Source organism: Soonwooa sp., from assembly GCF_032062245.1.
Lineage (GTDB): Bacteria > Bacteroidota > Bacteroidia > Flavobacteriales > Weeksellaceae > Soonwooa.
Window position 1 is genome coordinate 127,827 of record NZ_DAMBQF010000004.1, and the last position, 17,862, is coordinate 145,688.

19 protein-coding genes are annotated in these 17,862 nt (G+C 35.9%); 1 reads left to right on the forward strand and 18 read right to left on the reverse strand.

Going from position 1 to position 17,862, the window contains the following annotated elements:
* Position 1: 1 nt before the first annotated feature.
* The 14 genes from nuoL to RT037_RS04280 form a co-directional block, all read right to left on the reverse strand.
* Positions 2 to 1,897, reverse strand: coding sequence for an NADH-quinone oxidoreductase subunit L (nuoL, locus tag RT037_RS04215; protein WP_313028387.1), 1,896 nt, complete (start codon positions 1,895 to 1,897; stop codon positions 2 to 4).
* A 6-nt stretch (positions 1,898 to 1,903) separates the two neighbouring features.
* On the reverse strand, positions 1,904 to 2,233 hold the full coding sequence (gene nuoK / locus RT037_RS04220; RefSeq protein ID WP_312322402.1) for an NADH-quinone oxidoreductase subunit NuoK: 330 nt from the start codon (positions 2,231 to 2,233) through the stop codon (positions 1,904 to 1,906).
* Positions 2,234 to 2,235: 2 nt separating this feature from the next.
* Positions 2,236 to 2,733 carry an NADH-quinone oxidoreductase subunit J gene (locus RT037_RS04225; protein WP_313028389.1) on the reverse strand — a complete coding sequence of 166 codons (498 nt, stop codon included), beginning with the start codon at positions 2,731 to 2,733 and terminating at the stop codon, positions 2,236 to 2,238.
* Between the two features lie 2 nt (positions 2,734 to 2,735).
* A complete protein-coding gene (locus RT037_RS04230; RefSeq protein ID WP_079666885.1) occupies positions 2,736 to 3,275 on the reverse strand; it encodes a NuoI/complex I 23 kDa subunit family protein in 540 nt (179 codons plus the stop codon).
* Positions 3,276 to 3,364: 89 nt separating this feature from the next.
* Positions 3,365 to 4,429: an NADH-quinone oxidoreductase subunit NuoH gene (nuoH, locus tag RT037_RS04235; protein ID WP_312322399.1), complete on the reverse strand. Its 1,065-nt coding sequence runs from the start codon at positions 4,427 to 4,429 to the stop codon at positions 3,365 to 3,367.
* Between the two features lie 75 nt (positions 4,430 to 4,504).
* Complete coding sequence (locus tag RT037_RS04240; RefSeq protein WP_312322398.1) at positions 4,505 to 5,521, reverse strand: 2Fe-2S iron-sulfur cluster-binding protein; 1,017 nt, start codon at positions 5,519 to 5,521, stop codon at positions 4,505 to 4,507.
* Between the two features lie 40 nt (positions 5,522 to 5,561).
* Positions 5,562 to 6,401, reverse strand: coding sequence for a hypothetical protein (locus tag RT037_RS04245; RefSeq protein WP_313028393.1), 840 nt, complete (start codon positions 6,399 to 6,401; stop codon positions 5,562 to 5,564).
* Between the two features lies 1 nt (position 6,402).
* Positions 6,403 to 7,758, reverse strand: coding sequence for an NADH-quinone oxidoreductase subunit NuoF (gene nuoF, locus RT037_RS04250; RefSeq protein WP_312322396.1), 1,356 nt, complete (start codon positions 7,756 to 7,758; stop codon positions 6,403 to 6,405).
* A gap of 126 nt (positions 7,759 to 7,884) precedes the next feature.
* A complete protein-coding gene (locus tag RT037_RS04255) occupies positions 7,885 to 8,394 on the reverse strand; it encodes an NAD(P)H-dependent oxidoreductase subunit E (protein WP_312322305.1) in 510 nt (169 codons plus the stop codon).
* 91 nt (positions 8,395 to 8,485) lie between these two features.
* Positions 8,486 to 9,709, reverse strand: a complete 1,224-nt coding sequence (nuoD, locus tag RT037_RS04260; protein ID WP_313028394.1) for an NADH dehydrogenase (quinone) subunit D — start codon at positions 9,707 to 9,709, stop codon at positions 8,486 to 8,488.
* 75 nt (positions 9,710 to 9,784) lie between these two features.
* Positions 9,785 to 10,279, reverse strand: coding sequence for an NADH-quinone oxidoreductase subunit C (locus tag RT037_RS04265; protein WP_313028395.1), 495 nt, complete (start codon positions 10,277 to 10,279; stop codon positions 9,785 to 9,787).
* An 11-nt stretch (positions 10,280 to 10,290) separates the two neighbouring features.
* A complete protein-coding gene (locus tag RT037_RS04270) occupies positions 10,291 to 10,848 on the reverse strand; it encodes an NADH-quinone oxidoreductase subunit B (protein ID WP_313028396.1) in 558 nt (185 codons plus the stop codon).
* Between the two features lie 94 nt (positions 10,849 to 10,942).
* Positions 10,943 to 11,308, reverse strand: a complete 366-nt coding sequence (locus RT037_RS04275) for an NADH-quinone oxidoreductase subunit A (RefSeq protein WP_313028397.1) — start codon at positions 11,306 to 11,308, stop codon at positions 10,943 to 10,945.
* A gap of 360 nt (positions 11,309 to 11,668) precedes the next feature.
* Positions 11,669 to 12,793 (reverse strand): GNAT family N-acetyltransferase, encoded by a 1,125-nt coding sequence (locus tag RT037_RS04280; protein WP_313028399.1) that lies wholly within the window; start codon positions 12,791 to 12,793, stop codon positions 11,669 to 11,671.
* Between the two features lie 107 nt (positions 12,794 to 12,900).
* On the opposite strand from RT037_RS04280, the gene RT037_RS04285 reads away from it, so the two are divergent.
* Complete coding sequence (locus RT037_RS04285) at positions 12,901 to 13,611, forward strand: zinc metallopeptidase (protein ID WP_313028400.1); 711 nt, start codon at positions 12,901 to 12,903, stop codon at positions 13,609 to 13,611.
* Positions 13,612 to 13,617: 6 nt separating this feature from the next.
* Here the strand turns inward: RT037_RS04285 and RT037_RS04290 are convergent, their stop codons facing one another.
* The 4 genes from RT037_RS04290 to RT037_RS04305 form a co-directional block, all read right to left on the reverse strand.
* Positions 13,618 to 14,220, reverse strand: coding sequence for a YigZ family protein (locus tag RT037_RS04290; protein WP_313028401.1), 603 nt, complete (start codon positions 14,218 to 14,220; stop codon positions 13,618 to 13,620).
* Between the two features lie 3 nt (positions 14,221 to 14,223).
* On the reverse strand, positions 14,224 to 15,267 hold the full coding sequence (gene ribD / locus RT037_RS04295; protein WP_313028402.1) for a bifunctional diaminohydroxyphosphoribosylaminopyrimidine deaminase/5-amino-6-(5-phosphoribosylamino)uracil reductase RibD: 1,044 nt from the start codon (positions 15,265 to 15,267) through the stop codon (positions 14,224 to 14,226).
* Between the two features lie 61 nt (positions 15,268 to 15,328).
* Positions 15,329 to 15,955 carry a hypothetical protein gene (locus tag RT037_RS04300; protein ID WP_313028404.1) on the reverse strand — a complete coding sequence of 209 codons (627 nt, stop codon included), beginning with the start codon at positions 15,953 to 15,955 and terminating at the stop codon, positions 15,329 to 15,331.
* Positions 15,956 to 15,967: 12 nt separating this feature from the next.
* A complete protein-coding gene (locus RT037_RS04305) occupies positions 15,968 to 17,779 on the reverse strand; it encodes a DUF349 domain-containing protein (RefSeq protein ID WP_313028405.1) in 1,812 nt (603 codons plus the stop codon).
* Between the last annotated feature and the right edge of the window lie 83 nt (positions 17,780 to 17,862).

Genomic DNA, 17,862 nt, shown 5'->3' on the forward strand with positions numbered 1-17,862 from the left:
ACTATTTCAATAAAAAGTTAATAATTAAAATTATTCCGATTGCTAAAGACATGATCAAAACATAGTTTTCGACCTTACCATTTTGCAATCTCTTGGCTGCTCTACCAGAGTCCGCTGCGCCTAGTCCAATGAAAGTTACAATCGGGTCAAGTACAGATCTATCGAACATTGACGCTGCTTTTCCAAGTCCTTCAACTGGTTTTACAACACAAGCTTGATATATTTCGTCGATAAACAACTTCTTTGCAGAAAGTCTTTCCCAACCAGTATATTCGTCTTCTGGAAGCGCCACTTTCTTTTTGTTAACATAGATATTTTTAACAACGAAGAAGATAACAGCAACCATAATAATGGTTAGCGCTAACAAAATCATTTCGATGTTAAACGGAATCTCAGCCGCAGCTTGTGGATATTTGTAAACTTTACTTAACCACGCTGCCAAATTTTGATATTCGCCATGTGCAATAAAATGCGGAAGATTGATGAAACCACCAACTACTGAAAGAATCGCTAAAACAACTAATGGAATCGTCATAGAAGCTGGACTTTCGTGGATGTGTTTCTTTTGTTCTTCAGTTCCACGGAAATCTCCGAAGAAGGTTAAGAACAATAATCTGAACATATAAATAGCTGTCATTGCAGCACTAAATAACGTCAATGCCCAAAGAAAAGGACTCTTCTCATAAATCGTTACTAAAATTTCGTCTTTAGAAATCATACCTGACAATGGCGGAACACCACAAATTGCCAAAGTACCGATTAAGAATGTCCAATAGGTTACTGGTATTTTCTTTCTAAGTCCTCCCATAAAGCGCATATCTTGTTCGCCACTCATGGCGTGGATTACAGATCCTGCACCTAAGAATAATAAAGCTTTGAAGAAAGCATGCGTCATAACGTGGAACATTCCAGTTGTGTATGCGCCAGCGCCCAAAGCAATAAACATGAAACCTAACTGCGAAACAGTCGAGTAGGCCAATACTTTTTTGATATCGTTTTGTCTTAAACCAATGAAAGCTGCAACCAAAGATGTTGCTAAACCGATTAACAAAATAACATTAAGTGTAGTCGGTGCTAACGTGAATAAGAAATTTGATCTTACTACTAAATAAATACCTGCAGTTACCATCGTTGCAGCGTGGATTAAAGCTGAAACTGGCGTCGGTCCAGCCATCGCATCTGGCAACCAAGTAAAAAGCGGAAGCTGAGCAGATTTACCAACAGCCCCAACGAATAAACATATTGTGATGAAGATAATCGCATTGCCGTCCAATTCAAAAACTGTTGAATTTTCTGCAACGCTCATGAAGTCAATCGCGTTAAGATGATGTGCTAAAGCAAAAATACCTAACAACAATCCTAAGTCACCAATACGGTTCATGATAAAGGCTTTACGAGCTGCTTTACCATATTCAACATTGTCGTACCAGAAGCCAATCAATAAGTAAGAACAAAGTCCTACACCTTCCCATCCGATGAATAGGATAAGATAATTGCTTCCCAATACCAACAATAACATCGAGAAGATGAAAAGATTTAGGTATGTAAAAAACTTATAAAAACCTTTGTCATGGCTCATATAGCCAATAGAATAAAGGTGAATTAACGACCCGATTCCTGTAATAATCATCACCATCATAATTGATAGTTGATCAACTTGGAACCCGAAGTTAACCTGCATCCCATTAACTGTGAACCACTCAAATGCTTTTACAATAACAGGTGCGCTGTCTTTCGACATTCCCATAAAAATGCTAACAGCAATAAGGAAAGATCCAAAAACAACCAAAGTTGCTAATCCACCAACAAGAGCTTTAGGAAGATTCTTTCCAAACAAACCATTGATGAGGAAACCTGCTAATGGTAAAAGAATAATTGCGTAAACTAAATTTTCCATTCCTAATTATCCTCTTAATTTATTAAATATACTTACGTCTACAGATTTAGTATTTCTGTACATCATAGCGATAATTGCAAGTCCAACTGCTACTTCGGCAGCTGCTACAACCATGATAAAGAATACTAATAATTGTCCATGCGCATCACCTTTGTATGCAGAAAAAGCTGCTAACAAAAGATTGACCGAGTTAAGCATTAACTCCACACAACCCAAAATGATAATCGCATTTTTACGAATTAGAACGCCCAAAACGCCTAAACAAAACAAAATGGTACTTAGAATAATAAAATACTCCTTAGGTACAGATTGTATAAAACTGTTAACTTCTCCCATTTTTATATTTCTTTTTTACCAATTAATACCGCACTAACAATACCTGCAAATATCAGGACTGATGCTAGCTCGAACGGTAAAACATATTCGTTAAATAATAGTCTTCCTAAGTTTTTTGTCAATCCAACGCCTCTGTCCACTGTTGCCGCTGCTGTGGTGTTACCAGTAAGACCTTTGTAAGCGCCTAACATCCCAATAAACAAAATACAAACCGTGAAAATCCCAATGAATTTTGGAAGGTTTTTCTTTTTACTTTCGTCTTTCGCATTAAGGTTTAACATCATTAATACGTAAAGGAAAAGCACCATAATAGCTCCAGCGTAAACAATGATTTGTACAATTCCTAAAAACTGAGCATTAAGAAGAATATACATCGCAGCAATACTGAAAAATGTTACGATAAGAGACAAAACACTGTATAATGGATTTCTTGCAAATACAAAATACACAGCACTAAGAATTGCAATAAAAGCAACTGTGAAAAATAATATCTGATCCATTCTTAATAAGTTTTCTTTTGACGTTCACTAATATCGATACGTTGTTCGATTTTCTCAACTAACTTGTCTTTACCATAGACAAAATTTTGTCTTATCATTTCAACATCTACAAGACGATCTGTAAGGAAGATGGCTTGCTTTGGACAAGCTTCCTCGCACATACCACAGAAGATACAACGTAGCATATCGATTTCGTAGATTTCGGCGTATTTTTCTTCTCTATAAAGATGTTTTTCGTCTTTAGTACGTTCTGCCGCTGTCATTGTAATCGCTTCTGCGGGACAAGCTACAGCACACAATCCACAAGCAGTACAACGCTCTCTACCTTCGTCATCACGTTTTAACACATGTTGTCCACGCCAGATAATAGCGCGAGGTCTTTGCTCTTCAGGATATTGTACGGATGGTACGCCTTTAACAAGATTTCGTACAGCATGTTTCAAAGTAATCCCCATACCTTGTGCAATTGCAGGCAAGTACAGTTTTTCCTTCAAACTCATTTTCTTGTTAGAAACAACTTTTGATCTGTTTGTTAGTTTCATTTAATTATAGATATTAGATGTTAGACGTTAGATGTTAAAAGATAAATTCTATCTGATAGCACATCTTACATCATCATATTATCACTTTTTTAATGTCCGAATAACAAGATTAATGCGCCTGTTATTAATAGATTAACCAATGCTAATGGAATTAAAGTTTTCCATCCTAAATGCATCAATTGATCGTATCGAAATCTCGGTAACGTCCATCTTATCCACATAAATAAGATAATACCGAATATTGTTTTACTTAAAAATGCTACAACACTCAAGATACCAGCAACGTTTTCGCCCCAGTTCTGAGTAACCCAATCTATTCCTGGATAGTTGAAACCCCCAAAGAATAAAACGGTAATTAAAGCATTAGAAATAAACATGTTAACATATTCTCCAAACATGAATAATCCTAACTTCATCGAAGAATATTCTGTTGAGTAACCTGTTACAAGTTCAGACTCACATTCTGGTAAGTCGAATGGGTGACGGTTGGTTTCTGCCAAAGCTGCAATTAAGAAAATAATAAATGCAACGGGTTGGTAGAAGATGTTCCAGTTCATCCCAGAAATTTCAGGAATTATGCCCCAAAGCTTACCATGCGTTTGAGATTCAGTAATAACTTTTAAATCTAAAGAACCAGCCATCATAATGATTGCAAGCAACGAAAGTCCCATCGCCAATTCGTAAGAAATCATTTGTGAAGACGCTCTAACCGCACTTATCAAAGAGTACTTGTTGTTAGAAGCCCAACCTCCAATCATGATTCCGTACACACCGATTGATACCATCCCGATAAGATAAAGTACACCAACATCCACGTTAGCAACTTGAAGGTCAAAAGACTGTCCACCAATGTTAAGGCTTTTTCCCCAAGGGATAACCGCACCTGTAATTAATGAAATAAACATCACCAAGGCAGGTCCAATTACGAATAGGAATTTTTCGGCATTCGCAGGTGTAAAGTCTTCTTTGAAGAAGAATTTTCCACCATCTGCCAAAGGTTGTAAAAGTCCAAAAGGTCCCGCACGGTTAGGTCCAATACGGTCTTGCATAATTGCTGCCACTTTACGTTCTGCCCAAGTCGAGTAGGCTGCTACCGTAAGTGCTAGCAAGAATAAAGCTAAGACTAATATTAGTTTAAAAGTTAATAGTTCCATATTTTTGATTTGAAATTTGAAATTCGATTCAGAATAAAATCCTTCGGCAAACTCTCAAATTATCTAATTTTCAAATTAATTATTGTTCTCGATTTTCTCCTCGTCTTTTTTAGCAATTTCTTTAGCGTCAGGATTATCCAATTGTCTGTAATAATCTTGTGGCTTTTCGTAATGGTTAAGAGAGATAACAGAATGTCTGTCGATATGTCTAGGACCTTCGATGCTCCAATATTTAGGATCTTTTCTTTCGAAACGACATTCGTTACAGATCCAATCTTGCACTTCGTCGTACTGATCTTTTCTAGCAGTTACACGTACAATCTCGTCACCTTTCATCCACAACACTGCTTTACCACTGCATTTTTCGCACTTACAAGTTGCGTTAACAGGTTTAGTAAACCAAACTCTACTTGCAAAACGCGCCGTTCTGTCTGTTAAAGCGCCTACTGGACAAACATCGATAACGTTTCCGATAAAGTCATTGTCCAAAGCTTTGTTAAGATAAGTCGAAATCTCAGCATGATCTCCTCTGAACAAAATACCGTGCTCGCGCTTTTCAGTCAACTGATTAGCTGCCAAGACACATCTTGCACAAAGGATACAACGGTTCATATTTAATTTAATATAAGGACCGATATCATCAGCATCATAAGTATTTCTTTCGAACTCCGTTCTAGTGCCTTCAACGCCGTGCTCGTAACCCAAATCCTGAAGATGACATTCTCCAGCTTGGTCACAAATAGGGCAGTCCAAAGGGTGATTGATTAATAAAAATTCGGTTACCGCTTTGCGACCTTCTTGTGCTTTTTCCGAAGTTAAATTTTTAACTTCCATACCGTCCATAACAGCAGTTCTACAACTAGCGACCAATTTTGGCATTGGACGAGGATCAGCTTCAGAACCTTTTGACACTTCTACCAAACATGTTCTGCAACGGCCACCACTGGTTTCCAACTTGCTATAGTAACACATCGCAGGCGGAACAGATTTGCCTCCGATTTGTCTAGCAGCTTCCAAAATAGAAGTACCTGGCAAAACTTCGGTTGTTTGTCCGTCGATGGTTACTTTGAATTTTTTAATTTCTTCGCTCATTATCTTATTGTTATAAGCTTATCATTAAGGCAAAAGCCTGTTAATTTTTCTTTTTTAAACCGAAAATATATCCGATTCCTAAATTAGCCTGCGCAAACATAAAATCTTGCGACGCTTTATCAGACTTATTATTTAATGTCGTTTTGATATCTGGCATATTGATGTAACCAATTTTACCTTCTAATCTCAACATAATATGATTTGCAAAAATAGCATTGAAACTCGCTCTCGCATCAGCTCCAAATCCCGCTAAATGAAATCTGTCGCTTCTTTCGTTTCCAAATAATTTAACATTACTTTTCGGAAACAGAGCGCCAACACCAGCTCCGTAAGCAAATTCTACATCGAATCCTTTTTTGTTAAGGATATTTTGGTATTTTTCAACACCAACGTTGATGTAGTTAAGTCCATCGGTATGTTCGAAAGTTAAAAACTGCTCATTCGTAAGATTAACAGCCGAACCTGACTGGATCATATTGGCATAAGTCGGATCCGAAATGTGACCTTCGAAGCCAACAGTTTGGTTTTGATCCATCACATATTTCATGTGGTCAAGACCTAAAACAACTGCAACATTATCTTTTACAAAATATCCAATTCTAGCATTAGTCTGTGGAATTGTCCAACTGTCTGGCGCAAAATAATCTTTAAAAGTAAATGGTGTAATTCTATCATGAGCGCTTACACTTTTCAATGTAAAATCATAACCATTTCCTTTAAAATGAATATCTGAGTCACTATAAGCTGCAGTATTCCAACCCCAGAATAAAAATATTTTTCCTTTTTTAGTTAAAGAACTATGCTCTTGGGAAGTTTGCGATTGTGCAAAACCTAAAGTTGTTGACAAGGCACAAAGTCCAGCTACAATTAATTTTTTCATTTTAGTTTCCTGCAACTACAGGAATTGGGTCGGCATAATTAGCCAGGCCGTAATTTTGAGTTAAACATAATTCCGGATTGTTAACGTGCCATTCGAACTCATCACGGAAGTGGCGAATTGCCGCTGCAACTGGCCAAGCCGCTGCATCTCCTAATGGACAAATGGTGTTACCTTCAATTTTTCTTTGGATGTCCCAAAGTAGGTCGATGTCTGCTAAAGTTCCTTTTCCAGAATTGATTTTCTTTAAGATTTTGTACATCCATCCTGTACCTTCGCGGCAAGGTGTGCATTGTCCGCAGCTTTCGTGATTGTAGAATCTAGCCAAAGTCATTGTATGTTCAACAATGCATTGGTCTTCATCCAAAACTTCGAAACCTCCAGAACCCATCATTGTTCCTGTTGCGAAACCACCATCTGCAAGAGATTCGTAGTTCATCAAACGAGGTTCACCATTTATGGTTTTTAAAAGTAAATTCGCTGGTAAAATCGGCACCGAAGAACCTCCAGGAATACAAGCTTTTAATTTTTTACCATTCGGGATTCCACCACAATAATCTTCAGAATAGATAAACTCTTCCACAGAAATTGTCATATCAATTTCGTAAACGCCTGGTTTGTTGATGTTACCACAAGCCGAAATTAATTTAGTTCCCGTTGAGCGTCCAACACCAATTTTGGCATATTCAGCGCCAGTAATATTGATAATCGGGACAACTGCCGCAATTGTTTCTACATTGTTAACCACGGTTGGTCTTTCCCAAAGTCCTTTAACAGCAGGGAAAGGTGGTTTAAGACGAGGATTTCCTCTTTTACCTTCAAGAGATTCTAGCAAAGCAGTTTCTTCTCCACAGATATAAGCACCAGCACCACGTTGAACATATATTTCTAAATCGAAACCACTTCCTAAGATATTTTTACCTAAGAAACCAGCTTTTTTAGCTTCGTCAATTGCTTCTTCTAGAATGTCAGGAATCCAAGAATATTCGCCACGGATATAGATGTAAGAAGTGTTTGCACCTAAAGTGTAAGATGAAATAATCATCCCTTCTATCAAAAGATGCGGAATGAACTCCATCAAATATCTATCCTTGAAAGTCCCAGGCTCCGACTCATCGGCGTTAACTACCAAGTGTCTTGGTACGCCTTCTGGTTTCGCTAAGAAACTCCACTTCATACCAGTAGGGAAACCTGCACCACCACGACCACGAAGTCCAGAAGTTTTTACCTCTTCCAAAACTTCATCGGTTGTCATTTTCAAAGCTTTTTCAACAGCCTCATAGCCACCTTGCTTTCGATACACATCGAAATATCTAATGCCTTCTACGTGGGCGTCTTTAAGTAAAAGTTTTTTACTCATTTTTATTTGCTTATTGCAATTGGCTTTTACACTTCGATAAGTTTGGTGTATCGGCTTTTTGCATTTTAATATTATTACCTAGGTTTGATTTAATTCAAAAAAAAAATCAAATCTTTTAAAACTTTATTAACCCAAATCAACTTGACCTTGTCTGCAGAGCTCCAAGATTTCGTCAACTTTCTCTATGGTTAAATTTTCATGATAAAACTTACCAAGTTGTAGCATTGGCGCATAACCACAAGCACCAAGACACTCCGCTGGTTTTAATGTGAACAACCCGTCAGCCGTTGTTTCGCCATCTTTAATATTTAAAGTTGTGCGAATGTGATCAAGGATTTTTTCACTACCTCTAACCATACAAGGTCCTGTTCTACAAACTTCCAAAACATATTTTCCAACTGGCTTCATGTTGAACATTGTGTAGAATGTCGCAACTTCATAAACCTCAATTGGTGTGATGCTAAGAACTTGTGCAACGTAATCCATAACTGGTACGTCTAACCAACCTCCAAATTCCTTTTGAGCAATATGCAAAACAGGAATAAGAGCCGATTTTTGACGACCTTCTGGATATCTAGCGATAATTTTATTAACCTGTTCTAAAGTTTCAGGTTTAAAAGCTATAGTTTCGCTCATTTTTATTTCTTGTAAAATGTACAATGTACAATGTACAGCGTACTTTAATAATATTTAAATTTTTTACATTTTACTTTGTACTTCGTACAAATTACGCGTCTAGCTCGCCTGCAATCACATTCATGCTACACATCGTTACAATCGCATCAGAAATTACAGATCCTGTAATCATCTCTGGGTAAGCTTGATAATAAATAAAGCAAGGTCTACGGAAGTGCAATCTGTATGGACTTCTTCCGCCGTCGCTTACTAAATAAAATCCCAACTCGCCGTTTCCGCCTTCTACAGCGTGATAAACTTCACCACGAGGCACTTCAGTTTCTCCCATTACGATTTTGAAATGGTAGATTAAAGCTTCCATTTTGGTATAAACGTCCGGTTTTTCTGGTAAATAGAAATCTGGAACATCTGCATGGAAAGGTCCTTCTGGTAAGTTTTCGTAAGCTTGTTTTATAATTTTAATCGATTCCCAAACTTCTTGCTGACGTACCATGAAGCGGTCATAAGTGTCACCAGCTGTACCAATTGGTATATCGAAATCAAAATCTTGGTAAGATGAATAAGGTTGCGCTACACGAATATCATAGTCAACACCTGTAGCTCTTAAGTTAGGTCCTGTGAAACCATAGCTTAAAGCACGTTCCGCAGAAATACCTCCAACACCGATGGTTCTGTCCATAAAGATTCTGTTTCTTTCTAATAGATTACAGAACTCTTGGAAACGTGGTGGGAAAGTTTTAAGGAAATCTTTTAATAATTCATGGAATTTTGGAGAAAAGTCTCTTTCGAAACCACCAATTCTACCCATGTTAGTTGTCATACGAGCACCACAAATTTGCTCATACATATCATAAATACGCTCTCTCTCGATGAACATATAAGTTAGACCAGTAATGGCTCCGGCATCCATACCTGTAACACCGTTACAGATAAGGTGGTCACCAATTCTTGCAAGTTCCATCAAGATAACGCGCATATAATCTACACGTTTCGGCACTTCGCAACCGATTAACTTTTCAACTGTCATGTGCCAGCCTAGATTATTAATAGGTGCAGAACAGTAATTCATACGGTCAGTAAGTGTTGTAATTTGCGAGAAATTTCTTCTTTCGGAGATTTTTTCAAAAGCTCTGTGGATGTATCCAACTGTTTGTTCAGCATGAAGAATACGCTCGCCATCCATGGTTAAAACGTTTTGGAAAATACCATGCGTTGCAGGGTGGGTTGGTCCAAGGTTGAGGGTGTATAGTTGCCCGTCAATCTGCTCTTTTGACTCGTATTGGTTAAGTATGTTTGATAATTCGTTGTCTTTCATAATATTAATGCTTTAGGCTTTAGGCTCTAAGCGTTAAGCTGGTAGCTTATTGCTTATGGCTTCTTGCATTATTTTTTATCTTCCGAACATGCTGTCGTTCTTATCCGTTCTTGTTCCGTCTTCCAGTCGATATTCTTTTAACATTGGGTGATAACCAAGATCGTCCATATTAAGAATTGGTCTTAGGTCAGGATGTCCTTTAAAGTTAATACCATAGAAATCGTAAGTCTCGCGCTCCATCCAGTTAGCGCCTGCAAATAATTCTGTTAAAGAATCTATTTCAGCATTTTCTCTTGGCATAAAAGCTTTAAGACGTAATCTGAAATTCGCCATCATATTTTGTAAATGATATATAACGCCGATTTCTTTGTCTGGTGTTTCTGGATAATGAATACCACAGATATCTGTTAAAAAATTAAATTCTAAAGAAGAATCTCTTAAATAATGGATCATCTTTTTAGTATCTTCTTTTTTAACCTCTATGGTTAACATGCCATAAGGCTCCGATGATGCAAGGATAGAATCAGGAAATTCTCTTGTTAAAGCTTCTAATACAAATTCGTTTGTCATTGTTTCCTGATTTATTTAATTCCGTAAGATCCTAACAAAGCTTTGTATTCTGGCAAGTCTCTTCTTCTAAGACTTTCGGTTTGTGCTAGTTCTTGCACTTGCATTACACCTTCGATAATTTGTTCTGGTCTTGGAGGACATCCCGGAACATACACGTCCACTGGGATAATCTTGTCAATACCTTGAAGTACAGAATAAGTGTCAAAAATACCGCCACTAGAAGCACAAGCACCAACAGCTACAACCCATTTTGGTTCTGCCATTTGTGAGTAAACTTGCTTAAGAACTGGGCCTAATTTTTTAGAAATAGTTCCGCAAACCATCAACATATCAGCTTGACGAGGTGAGAAGGAGTTACGCTCCATCCCGAATCTTGCTGCATCATAGTTAGGGTTAAGTGTCGCCATAAATTCGATACCGCAACAAGATGTTGCAAATGGTAATGGCCAAAGCGAATAACTTCTGGCAAGACCAATAACGCTACTTAATTTTGTCGCAAAAAATCCTTCTCCTTCATAACCAGCAGGAGCAGGGTTGTTCATGTTAACGACTGGTTTATTATCTGACATTTTTGTTTATGATTTAAATATTTAAAGATTTAATGTTTTTAAAGTTTGAAACAAAATTCAATTATTTAAGGTTTAAATCTTTTAATGTTAAAAATTATTTATCCCAATCCAAAGCGCCTCTTTTAAGAACATAAAAGAAACCAAGGAAAAAGATGGATACAAAAGTTACTATAGCTAAAAAGCCATCAACACCCAACTCGCGGAAGTTAACAGCGTAAGGGTAGAAGAATACGATTTCGATATCGAATAAAACAAATAGAATAGCAGTTAGGAAATATTTCACCGAAAACGGCGTTCTCGCATTACCCACACTTTCCACACCACATTCCCAACTTTGGTCTTTAACTTCACTTTTTACTTTTGGTCCCAAAAAGTGAGCGCCTAATAAAGAAACTATCACAAATCCAAGGCCTACAGCTGCTTGGATGAGTATCGGAATATAATTTTCTGGTAAATTCATTATTGTACCTAATTTATGCACCTGCAAAAATACAAAATTAAGATCGAATAATTGAAAAAACCTAGGCTTTAAGTCTTTTTAGAATGGCGTAAAAAAGCTAATTTAGAATTGTTAAAAATAAGTGGATTCTTATTTTTTCTTGGCCATTTTTTTTAATATAACAAATGCGATGTATGCAATGTAAAGGAATAGAATGCTTGCGAAAACTATGTTAATCAATGTGTTAGTTTTCGGATCTTTAATTGGATCAATAAAGTTGAAAGCTAAAAATATGATGATAAGAATTGCGTATATGATAATTTGAGTCTTCATTATTCTGTGATTTTCCTTTTTAGATAAAACTTACCGTTCGCCAATATTTTAGACTTCTTTGCTATAAGTGCGTCTTCTTTTGTGATTAATAGGATTGTAATCTTGCCACAAAAGTTGGATGTTTTTGTTCTCTTCTAATTCTGGATTGGTTTCTAAAAATTTAACGCCTTTTTTCTTAAAAGTCTCATAAATTTCTTTAAAAATAATTGCCGTAACGCCACGTCTTTGGTATTCTGGATGGATACCTATTAGATAAAAATTAGCGCGATCGTTTTTCTTTCCTGCATTTAAAAGATGCCACCAACCAAAAGGGAAAAGTTTTCCGTTGGCTTTTTGAAGTGCACGAGAATAGGAAGGCATTGTAATCGCGAAGGATACTAAATTGTGGTTTTCATCTTCAATACAAATAATGTAATCTTTGTCGATAAAACCGAAGTATTTCTCTTTATAATGTTTGATTTGCTCGTCTGTAATCGGCGTGTAAGTCGACAATCCTTTGTAGGTTTCATCCAAAAGTTTGAACATTGGCTCTACCAAAGGAAGAATTTCTTTTTTTGAATTAAATTCTAAAACTTTCAGTTTATATTTTTCTTTGATTAAGTCATTGAATTTCACCACTTTTTCTGGTAAAACATCAGGGAAAACAATTTCGAATTCTACCCATTCTTTTTCTTTTACAAGTCCAAGATTCTCCAAGTGTTTTGGATAATAAGCTTCATTATAAATGCCAATCATTGTTGCAAGCTTATCAAATCCAAGTGTCAACATTCCTGCTTTGTCGAGATTGGTAATGCCCATTGGACCTTCGATTTTCGTGATGTTGTTGGCTTTAGCATATTTAATAGCTTCATCAATCAAAGCTTTAGAGACCTCTTGATCATCGATAAAATCTAACCAACCGAATCTCACTTTTTTAATGCCTAAATCTTTTTCTTCCTTATGATTGATCATTACAGCAATACGACCAACGATTTTATCATTTTTAAATGCTAAAAATTGTTGTGCATCTGCATACTCTAAAGCAGGATTTTCTTTAGGATTCCAAATATTAAGTTCGTCGTTGGTTAAAGGCGGAACGTAATTATTGTTGTTGCGATACAAATCGTTCGGGAATTGGACAAAGTCTGCCAAATCCTTTTTAGTTTCAACCTTTTTTATAATGATCTGTGACATAATTTTCAAAATTAAACAAATATAAGCGCAAATGGCAGTTATTACAATACTTTGGCATACTTTTTACTCAAATTTGGTCAAAGTAAAAGTTATAAAAATATATAAAAATGACGGGTTATTATTTAATTATTGGTCTTACGATGTTAGCGAGTTGGATTGTATCCAATCGGTTAAAATCTAAGTTCCAATACTATTCTCAAGTCCACTTAAGGAACGGAATGTCCGGAAAAGAAGTGGCAGAAAAGATGTTGAGAGATAATGGCATCAACGATGTACAAGTTATTTCAGTGCCAGGACAATTGACGGATCATTACAATCCTTCTGATAAAACAGTTAACCTTTCGGAAGCTGTATACATGCAAAGAAATGCAGCGGCTGCGGCAGTTGCAGCGCACGAGGTTGGACATGCAGTTCAACATGCTGTTGGTTATTCGATGTTGCAACTAAGATCGAAATTGGTGCCGATGGTCAACATTAGTTCTACCTTATCTCAATTCGTAATTATGGCGGGTATTGGTGTCATGTTCGCGTCTAGAACGATTGACAATCCGCAAGGTAACACTTGGATTTTAGCAATCGGTGTAGCGCTTTTTGCAGTGACAACTTTGTTCGCATTTGTGACGTTACCAGTGGAATACGATGCAAGCAATCGCGCAATGAAGTGGTTAAAATCTACTGGAACTGTAACCGAAGAAGAATATGTTGGCGTAGAAGATAGTCTAAAATGGGCGGCAAGAACTTATGTTGTCGCTGCGATTGGCTCTCTTGGACAGCTGCTCTACTGGGCATCTATGCTGTTTGGAGGTCGTCGCGACTAACAAATATTATAAATCGATAATTTCGAAATCTAGAAGCATCTCCGCCAATTGGTTGGAGATGTTTTCTTTTTGAGCCGTTTTTATTCGGGCATCAATCGTGCAAATTTGCTGCGCGTCGAAGTTGAGGATTTGCGCACCGTTTTTATTTAATAACGAAAAAATAACATTCTGCTGACTGAATTTAAAATTTAATTTTAAATCGCTTTCCAATTCTTTAGTGATGATTTTTGCAGATTCTAAAGTAAATTTTGCAGTTTCTTTATAAGTTTTAACCAAACCCGAAACACCTAATTTTGTTCCACCATAATAACGAATGACAACAACCAAAATATTGGTTAGTTGGTGCGCAAGAAGTTGGTTGTATATTGGTAAACCAGCACTTCCACTTGGTTCGCCGTCGTCATTTGCGCGATAATTTTCACCAGAAATTCCCAATCGAAAAGCATAACAATGATGCGTTGCTTTTGGATGTTCTTCGTAGAGTTTTTGCAGGCAAGATTTTACTTCTTCTTCAGAAACAACAGGATAAGCAAATCCAATGAATTTGCTGCCTTTTTCCTTTATTAAAACATCTTCAACTGCTTTTTCTATACTTTGATATTCGAACATTTTTTATATAAAATTGTTGTTTGGATTAATGTAATATTCCATTATGTTATCACGGAAATCTATTTTTTCTTTGGTTTTAAAATTAAAAATTGGCGCTTTAGTCCCGTTTTGTAATTTTAAATCAGGATTTTTTAAAACAAATGTTTCGTCCCAAATATTAGAATTGATGAATTGTTGCAAGGTAAAACATCCACCTTCTACCAAAACCGATTGTATATTTAGCTCGAATAATTTTTCCATTAAATTCTGAACGAAATTTTCTTTTTCAATCTTAATAAATTGAATATTATTTTTAATTTCATTTTTTTCAGAATTAAAAACAATTGTTTCCGCTTCTTGGTTGAAGATGGTAAAATTTTCAGGAACTTCCAATTTAAAATCGATTAAAATTCTGATAGGATTTCTTCCTGTAACTTCTCGCGTTGTCAAACTCGGATTGTCATGCAAAGCCGTATTTTTTCCAACTAAAATCGCATGTTCTTCGCTTCTCATTTTATGAACAAATTGCTTACAAAGACTGTCACTAATTTGGGTTGGTTGGAAGTTTTTGTCCATAAATCCATCGGAAGATTCTGCCCATTTCAGAATGATGTAAGGTCTTCTTTTTTGATGAAAAGTGAAAAATCTTTTATTAAGCGCCAAACTTTCTTGTTCGAGAATCCCCGATTCTACAGAAATGCCAGCATCCTCAATTATTTTGATACCTTTTCCACTGACTTTATCGTGACTATCTATAATACCAATCACCACTTTTTTGAAACCAATTTCTTTAATTTTTAAAGCGCAAGGTGGCGTTTTTCCAAAATGTGCGCAAGGTTCTAAAGAAACATAAATCGTAGATTCTTTTAATAAATTAAAATCTTCGTCTTTAACAGAATTAATAGCGTTGATTTCTGCATGTGCTTCGCCCGCTTTTTTGTGATAACCTTCGCCGATTATTCTATCATTGTGAACGATGACTGCACCAACCATGGGATTAGGGTAAGTTTTGCCAATCGCTTTTTCTGCTAATTGTATGCAGCGTTGAAGATAAAATTTGTCTGTCATATTAATAAAAAACACTTAAGCAAAGTTAAGTGTTTTGAAATTTTTATTAGGTTGTTTATGCTTACTTAGCGAGAACTTTAATTGTTGGCATGGGTGCTGTAATTACATAATCTAGCAATTTGTTGCGTTGCTTGTTGATGTATTTGGAAGCACTTCTAAAATCTGAACCATATAATCTCTTTGAATAAGAAAAAATTAATAATCCATTTTGATCAACGTTTTTAGTAGGACGAAATCGATCAATATTATATTCTGCATAAGCTTCTCCATTATCTTCTTTTGGAACAATAGTTACCAAATAATCTACGATCAACTCAGTGCCATCAGGACTTTCAATAACATCGATGAACGAATAATTGTCATTAAGGTCGGTCTTTCTTTTCGTGATGTTGTCTACTTTTTTCTTAACAGCGTCATCGATATCAATCTCTTTGTTGAAAAAAGAAATATTAACTAATTCTTCGTAATTATCATAGTTATCATCACTTCTCAAATATTTTTGTTGAAACCATGTTGCCGAATTTTTTTTACTCCAATATAGAAAAAACTCAGAATCTCCAATTTTTAAAGGTCCCGGAACCGAAATATAATCTGCGACATCGCGACCTTCGATTTTTGTATCTTCTTGCGCACTTAGCTGTAGAAAAGCAAAACCGAAAATCAAAAGGAATGATAATTTTCTCAACATGATATTTAGATTTTAGTTATCGTTGCTGGTAATAATGTTGTGAAGCGTTTGTTTTAAACTTTCTAATTGCTCTTTTTTTTCATCCAATTTTTGATAAGTGTCTTTTAATAATGGATTTTCTCGCGACGCATTACTAAAGAACGAAATATTGTTATCCAATTTAACAACTTCAGCTTCTAGATCAGAAATTTGATTTTTAATTTTTCTTGCTTTATCTGTTAATTGATTTTCTGTTAGATTTTCTTCATTTAAGTCAAACTCATTAATTTTGTTAAGTTTAAGCTTATCTCTCAACGTTTTGTTAAACTCTGTATTGATGCCTAATTTATCTTTCGGAACTTTACCGATGGCATTCCATTGGTTTTTGATTTGCTCAATTTTTTCGATGCTACCTTCTTCGTTAGAAATCGTTTTTAATTGATCTAAAAGTGCACGTTTATTTTTGAAATTGTCTTTCCAATTGTCAGTTGTTGCGTTGTTTTTGTCACGGAAGTTTTTGAAAAACGTGTTACAAGCCTCACGGAATTCGTCCCAAACTTTATTGGCTTGTGATCTTGGTACATGTCCAACATGCTTCCAATCTTCTTGTAGTTTTTTGAAAAGCGGGACAATAGTTTCCCAATCTTCCGATAACATATTGTCTTGCGCCGTTTTTATTAAAGCTAATTTCGTTTCCAAATTTTTAATTTGAGAATCTTTTAAGTTTTTATAAAAACTATTTTTAGCAGTGTTAAAAGCACGAAGATTTTGTTTGAAATCTGTCCAAGTTTGATTAGAGACTTTCTTTGGAACACTTCCCGTTTTTAAAAATTCAAGACGAAGATTTTCAACAGTTTTAATGGCGTTTTGCCAATAATTGTGGTTGACGTTTTGGTTTGGTGAAGCAAGTTTTTTTAATTCTTCGATAATCTCGGTTTTCTTCGCAAGATTAGCTTCTTGATCTTTTTCTAAATTAGCAAAAAGTTCAGATTTTCTTTCGTGGATTTTTTGCGAAATATCTTTGAATTCTTCCCAAGTTTTTTCACGGAATTCTTCTGCAACTGGCTCTGCTTCTTCTTTCCAAAGTTTGTGAAGATATTGTAACTCGTTAAGTGCTTTTTGTACCAAAGGCTCATTAAGAAGCTCTTTGGCGCGATCAATAATATGATTTCGTTTTTCCAGATTGTGGCTGTACTCTTGCTCAAGATATTCTTTGTTAAGATCTAACATCTCGTTGAACATCTTTAGATGGTGGAAATAGTTGTTATTCAGGTTTTTAAATTCTGATTTTGCAACTTGTCCAGCATTAGACCAAGCTTCTTTAATCTCACGAATCGCTTTGAAAAGGTTAGTGCCAGCTTCGGTATTGGTATAAAGATTTTTTAATCTTTCGATGATATCGTGACGTTCTGCTAAGTTTTTAGAATGTTCTTCTTCTTGCTTTTTGTGGAAGTCATCCATTTTTTCTTTATAAATGTTGACTAAAGCAGAAAGGCGCGACGCCTTTGGATGTTGATAACTGAAGTTGGTCTCGTCGTTACCTTCTTCTGTGTATTGATGTTTTTTCTCTTCAATTTCGTCGTGAATATGAAGATTAGCAGCATCTCGCAGTTGTTGGAATTTTCTCGAATGAGAGCCAGCGTCTTTTAGGTTGACAATTTTCTCCAACTCGTCCAATATTTGATCCAAAGACAAGGATTCTATCGGATTTTCTTCGGGCAAAGCTTCTATTTCTGCTTCATAATCGATGTCATCGTGATGATGATTTTGCTCCGAATTGTTTTGAGATTCATCTAAAGATACTTTGTTTTCTTCATTTTCAGGATTTCCAGTCTCTGTTATCATAACCCAACTTTTTATTAGAATAAGAACTTTTTATCGTACTAAATTAATTTTTTTTTATGGAAATAGCCAACTTTTAAGGCTTT